The organism is Cognatundibacterium luofuense (genome assembly GCF_018139685.1).
Classification (GTDB): Bacteria; Pseudomonadota; Gammaproteobacteria; order Burkholderiales; family Burkholderiaceae_D; genus Undibacterium; species Undibacterium luofuense.
Genome location: NZ_JAGSPN010000445.1, coordinates 1 through 320, shown reverse-complemented (window position 1 = coordinate 320; position 320 = coordinate 1). Strand labels below are relative to the sequence as shown.

Annotated in this window: 1 pseudogene; it reads right to left on the bottom strand. The window is 49.7% G+C overall.

From position 1 onward, the window contains the following. Window positions 1-320 (bottom strand): annotated as a pseudogene (locus KDM89_RS21160) (hypothetical protein); the annotation flags it as partial.

Sequence of the window (320 nt, the reverse complement as noted above, 5' to 3'; positions counted from 1 at the left end):
CACGGAAATTCTCATCGCGTATCAACAAAGAAGCCAGCATGAGCAACAATCCGGCTATGGCTGCTTTGCGCTGTGCGAAGTACGCTGCCCAAACTGGGTAACGCGCCTGTATCAAGGCAAAGCAGGTTCCGTACATAATCGAATCTGCCCGCGTATCGGTGGCCTTATAGATACGATAATGAAGCAGATGATCCAAACCCACCCCATACACCAGGTACAAACGCCATAACAGTATCGCTACGATGAAGGTGAGCAAGCCAGCAAGAAAACGTCGGGGGAAAGCAATGCATACCGAAAACACAAACGGGAACAGCATGTAA